The 5,089-nt window shown below is 72.1% G+C and carries 4 protein-coding genes; 2 read left to right on the forward strand and 2 right to left on the reverse strand.

The window, feature by feature from the left end; genetic code table 11:
* Positions 1 to 131 precede the first annotated feature (131 nt).
* Positions 132 to 890: a PP2C family protein-serine/threonine phosphatase gene (locus HMPREF0731_RS15720; protein WP_007005156.1), complete on the forward strand. Its 759-nt coding sequence runs from the start codon at positions 132 to 134 to the stop codon at positions 888 to 890.
* Positions 891 to 950: 60 nt separating this feature from the next.
* Here HMPREF0731_RS15720 and HMPREF0731_RS15725 read toward each other — a convergent pair whose 3' ends face one another.
* Both HMPREF0731_RS15725 and tssH read right to left on the reverse strand, forming a co-directional pair.
* A complete protein-coding gene (locus HMPREF0731_RS15725; RefSeq protein ID WP_007005157.1) occupies positions 951 to 1,427 on the reverse strand; it encodes an Hcp family type VI secretion system effector in 477 nt (158 codons plus the stop codon).
* A gap of 36 nt (positions 1,428 to 1,463) precedes the next feature.
* Positions 1,464 to 4,073: a type VI secretion system ATPase TssH gene (tssH, locus tag HMPREF0731_RS15730; RefSeq protein WP_420493611.1), complete on the reverse strand. Its 2,610-nt coding sequence runs from the start codon at positions 4,071 to 4,073 to the stop codon at positions 1,464 to 1,466.
* Positions 4,074 to 4,231: 158 nt separating this feature from the next.
* On the opposite strand from tssH, the gene tssA reads away from it, so the two are divergent.
* The coding region (gene tssA, locus HMPREF0731_RS15735; RefSeq protein ID WP_007005159.1) for a type VI secretion system protein TssA at positions 4,232 to 5,089 on the forward strand (858 nt) is incomplete at its 3' end.

The raw sequence follows: 5,089 nt of genomic DNA on the forward strand, positions 1-5,089 counted from the left end.
CTGCTGGCCAGCCTGCCGCCGCCGGAGGGGGGTGGCGCGCCGCGCGGCTGGTGGAATGCGGCGCTGGAATGGGCGGTGCCCGCCCTGCCGCCGCTGCCGCACGCGCTGCGCCTGCTGGGCGGGGCGCCGGCATGATTCCGGGCCTGCGATCCGATGCGCGCACCCATGTCGGCACGGTGCGGTCGAGGAACGAGGATGCGGTGGTGCACCGCCCGGATCTCGGCCTCTGGGCGGTGGCCGATGGGGCAGGGGGGCATGGCGGCGGCGATGTCGCGGCCGCTGCGGTCGCCAGCGCGCTGGAGGGCATCCCGCCCGGCCTCTCGGCCGCCGAGATGCTGGCGCAGCTGCGGCTGCGGCTGAGCGCCACGCATGAGGCGCTGCGCCGCCGCGCGGCGGAGCAGGGCCCCGGCCGGGTGATGGCCAGCACCATTGTGGTCCTGCTGCTGCGCAGCCGGCATTTCGCCTGCCTCTGGGCCGGCGACAGCCGCGCCTACCGGCTGCGCGAGGGCGCGCTGCAGATGCTGACCCGCGACCATTCCCTGGTGCAGGAGATGGTCGACCGCGGCGAGCTGGCGGCCGAGGCGGCGGAGCGCCATCCGCAGGCCAACATCATCCTGCGCGCCGTGGGCGGCGGCGAGGGGCCGTTGCTGCTCGACAAGGTGTCGGACGGCCTGCAGCCGGGCGATGTCTTCCTGCTCTGCAGCGACGGGCTGTTCAAGGCGCTGCCGGAGGAGGCGATCGCCCGGCTGCTGCGCCAGGGCGCCGATGCGGCGGCGCTGGTGCAGGGCGCCGTCGCCGCCGGCGCGCGCGACAATGTCAGCGCCGTGGTGCTGCGCCATGACGGCGCCGAGGACACGCTGCCCGGCCTGCCGCGCGTGCCTGCCCGCTGAAGGGGTCACGGCGCGGCGGGTTGCCCCGCCGCGCCGCTGTCCTGTGCCCTGTCGCGCCGTTCAGGCGCGCTTGGCGGTCGCCAGGTCGTAGCTGGTCGAGGCGTTGCTGCCGGACTGGTCGTCGCCGATCATGCCGTAGGTCATCTCGATCTTGTCGAAGTTCAGGCTGATGCTCTCCACCGGGCGCTCGCCCCCCGAGCTGAGCGAGAAGCCGCTGACGCCGGCGCCCGTCAGGGTGTAGCGCAGATAGGGCTGCACGCCGCCGCCGGTCTGGGTGCGGACGAAGGTGATCACCACCTCATGGTCCAGCTTGCCGTAGAGCGACTCCTCGAACAGCTTCAGCGAGGCGCCATCGGTCAGCTTGGTGAGCGTCACCTCGCTGACACTGGCCTCGGAGGATTCGCGCGTCGAGGTACCGCGCGCGGTCGAGATGCCGCGGCCGACGCCGATCTGGAAGGATTGCAGCTCGATCTGCTTCTCGAAGCCCGTGGTGGTGCTCTCGCCGTCCACGCCCTGGTACTTCATGTAGATCGCCATGATGGGTCTCCTTGCCCTCTGCCCGCAGCGGCGGCGTCAGGCCGCAACGCTGGTGATGTGGTAATCGAAGTTTCCATCCGCGCCCACGCCCAGCGTGACGCCGGAGAGGCGTCCGCCCTGCATCATCACTGCAAGAATGCGTGACGACAGCTCCGGCAGCACCGTGCGGGTGAGGATGGTCTCGACATTGCGGGCGCCGCTGTCGGTCTCGGTGCAGCGCGCCGCGATGCTGTCCAGGACGCCCTCGCCGATCTGCAGCGCGACGCCATAGGTCTCGCGCAGCCGCCGCTCGATGCGGCGCAAATTCAGCGCGACGATGCGGCGCAGGATCTCCGGCGCCAGCGGGTAGTAGGTGACGAGGGTGCAGCGGCCGAGGAAGGCCGGCTTGAACCATTGCAGCAGGTCCGGCCGCAGCGCCTCGTTCAGCGCGGCCGGCTCCGGCGCCATCTCGGGATCGGCGCAGAGCCGGGCGATGGTGTCGCTGCCGGCATTGGAGGTCATGATGATGACGGTGTTGCGGAAATCGATGTCCCGCCCTTCGCCATCCTTCATCTGCCCCTTGTCGAACACCTGGTAGAAGACGTCCTGCACGCCGGGATGCGCCTTCTCCATCTCGTCCAGCAGGATGACGGAATAGGGCCGGCGGCGCACCGCCTCGGTCAGCACGCCGCCCTCGCCATAGCCGACATAGCCGGGCGGCGAGCCCATCAGCAGCGAGACCTTATGCTCCTCCTTGAACTCGCTCATGTTGATGACGGTGAGGTTCTGCTCGCCGCCATAGAGGAGATCGGCCAGGGCCAGCGCTGTCTCGGTCTTGCCGACGCCGGAGGTGCCGGCCATCAGGAAGACGCCGACCGGCTTGCGCGGGTCGGTCAGCCCGGCGCGCTGGGTGCGGATCGCCTGGGCGATCGCCTCCAGCGCATGCGGCTGGCCGATGACGCGCTCCTCCAGCTTCGGCTTCAGCTCGAGCACGGTGCGGATCTCGTCGCCGAGCATGCGGCCGACCGGGATGCCGGTCCAGGTCGCCACCACCTCGGCCACCGCCTGGCCATCCACCACCGGATGCACCAGCGGCGCCTCGCCCTGCAGGGCGCGCAGCTTTTGCGACGCGGCCGAGAGAGCGGTCGCCGCCTCGGCCTCGCCCGCCTCGGCGCGGGCGCGCAGCGCGGCCAGCTCGGCGATCAGTGTCTTTTCCTCGGCCCAGCGCGCTTCCAGCGCCGCCAGTTCCTGCTGCACGGCCTCGCGCTCCGCCTCGAGCGCGGCGCGCCGCGCCGCGTGATCGACGCCGGAGGCGGACTCGCGCTGCAGCACGCCGGTCTCGGTCTCGATCAGTTCCAGCCGACGGCGGCGATCCTCGATGGCGGCGGGGATGGCGCCCTGGCTCATGGCGACGCGGGCGCAGGCGGTGTCGAGCAGCGACACGCCCTTGTCCGGCAATTGTCGCGCCGGGATGTAGCGGGCGGAGAGCCGCACCGCCTCGGTCACCGCCTCGTCCAGGATGCGCACGCCGTGATGCGTCTCCAGCACCGCGACCAGGCCGCGCAGCATGGACGCCGCCAGCGCCTCGGAAGGCTCGCCCACCTGCACGAGCTGGAAGCGGCGGGTCAGCGCCGCGTCCTTCTCGAAATACTTCTTGTACTCGGCCCAGGTGGTGGCGGCGAGGCAGCGCAGCTCGCCGCGCGCCAGCGCCGGCTTCAGCAGATTGGCGGCGTCGTTCTGCCCCTGCTGGCCGCCGGCGCCGATCAGCGTGTGCGCCTCGTCGATGAACAGCACGATCGGGCGCGGGCTGGCCTTCACCGCGTCGATGACGCCGCGCAGCCGGTTCTCGAACTCGCCCTTCATGCCGGCGCCGGCCTGCAGCAGGCCGAGATCGAGCGAGAGCAGCCGCACCGTGCGCAGCGCCTCGGGCACCTCGCCGGCGGCGATGCGCAGCGCCAGGCCTTCGGCCACCGCCGTCTTGCCGACGCCGGGCTCGCCGGTGAGGATCGGGTTGTTCTGGCGCCGCCGCGTCAGGATGTCGATCACCTGGCGGATCTCGCCATCGCGGCCGAGGATCGGGTCGATCCTGCCGGCTTGCGCGGCGGCGGTGAGGTCGCTGCAGAACTGTTCCAGCGGCCCGCCGCCGGCGGGCGCGGCGGCGGGGTTGTCCGCCGGTGCGGGGGCCAGCGCGGCGCTGCTGCCCTCCTCCGCGCTGCCGGCGGCGAGCGATGGCCAGTCGCGCCGCAGCGCCTCGGCCGAGAGCGCCATCAGCGATGGCGCGCTGTCCTGCACGCTGCGGCGCAGCGAATCCTCCGACAGCAGCGCCGCCAGCAGATGACCCGAGCGCAGCTGCGCCTCGTTGCGCTCGATCGAGGCGATCAGCCAGGCTTCGCGCAGCCAGCTCACGATATCGGGAGACAGTGCGGGGGCGCGGGTGTTGCCGCCGCGCATGCGGTCCAGCGCGCGCGTCAGTTCGGCGCCCAGGCGGCCGGCATCGACATCGCTGCCGCGCAGGATCGCGGAAATGTCAGAACCCGGGGCTTCGGCGAGTTTGAGCAGCACGTGCTCGATCTCGACATTGTAATGGCCGCGCGACAGGGTCAGCCCAGCGGCCGCTTCCAGCTGGCGACGGCAAAGATCGTTGAGCCGCCCGACAAGCGACTTCAAATCCAATGCGACCATGCCCGTGCCTGCGCTCCCCGCTGTCGCATCCTGCATATGCAGAAGGCTGCAGCGCGGCAACCAGTGGGGCGGGTCGCCAACCTTCACGTGAGCGCGGATCACGCGCTCTTGCATGACGGGCAAAAGAGGGGAAAACCACCAGCATGAGCGCTGCCGTCGAGCTGGAGAAGCTGCTGACCCCCCTGGCCGAGGGCGATGGGGGCGCGGGTGTCGATCTGCGCGAGGATTACTCGCCCGCCTCGTCCTATCAGAAGCTGCGCGACGCGCGGGCCGAGGCGCGGGCCGAGGAGCGCGCGCAGGATGCCGAGGGCGGCGAGGATTCCGTGCCGCTTCCCTGGCGCGAGGTGAAGCGGCTGGGCCAGCTCTGCCTCGCCGAGCGCAGCCGCGACATCGAGATCGCCGCCTGGCTGGCCGAGGCGCTGGTGCGCCTCGACGGGCTGGCCGGGTTGCGCGACGCGGCGCAGCTGCTCGCGGGCCTGCTGGAGCAGTATTGGGACGTGCTGCATCCGCGCCCCGACGAGGATGGGCTGGAAGGACGTGCGGCGCCGCTGGCGGGGCTGGCTGGCAGCAGCGCCGACGGCACGCTGATGCAGCCGCTGCGCCGCCTGGCGCTGTTCCGCCGCGCCGATGGCAGCGGCGTCTCGCTCTACCAATGGAACCTCGCCGAGGAAACAGCGGCGCTGGCGGACGCGAAGCGGCGCGAGGCGCGGCTGGCCTCCGGCATTGCCGATCTGTCGGTGCTGGAACGCGAGGCCGCGGCTGCGGCGCCGCAATGGCAGGCGCTGCGCCAGGCCGCCGGAGACGCGCTGTCCGCATGGCATGCCTTCGACGCACAATGCAGCGCCCGCTTCGGCGAGGCGGCGCCGCCGACGCGGCGCGTGGCCGAGGTGCTGGAACGCATGCAGGACCTGGCTGTGCGTTTCGGCGGCGCGGCCAGCGCGACCAGCCCGGCGGCGGCGCCCGTGGCTGCACCGGCGGCCGTCGCTGCGACGCCGATCGCC

The sequence above is a fragment of the Pseudoroseomonas cervicalis ATCC 49957 genome, assembly GCF_000164635.1.
Taxonomy (GTDB): domain Bacteria; phylum Pseudomonadota; class Alphaproteobacteria; order Acetobacterales; family Acetobacteraceae; genus Pseudoroseomonas; species Pseudoroseomonas cervicalis.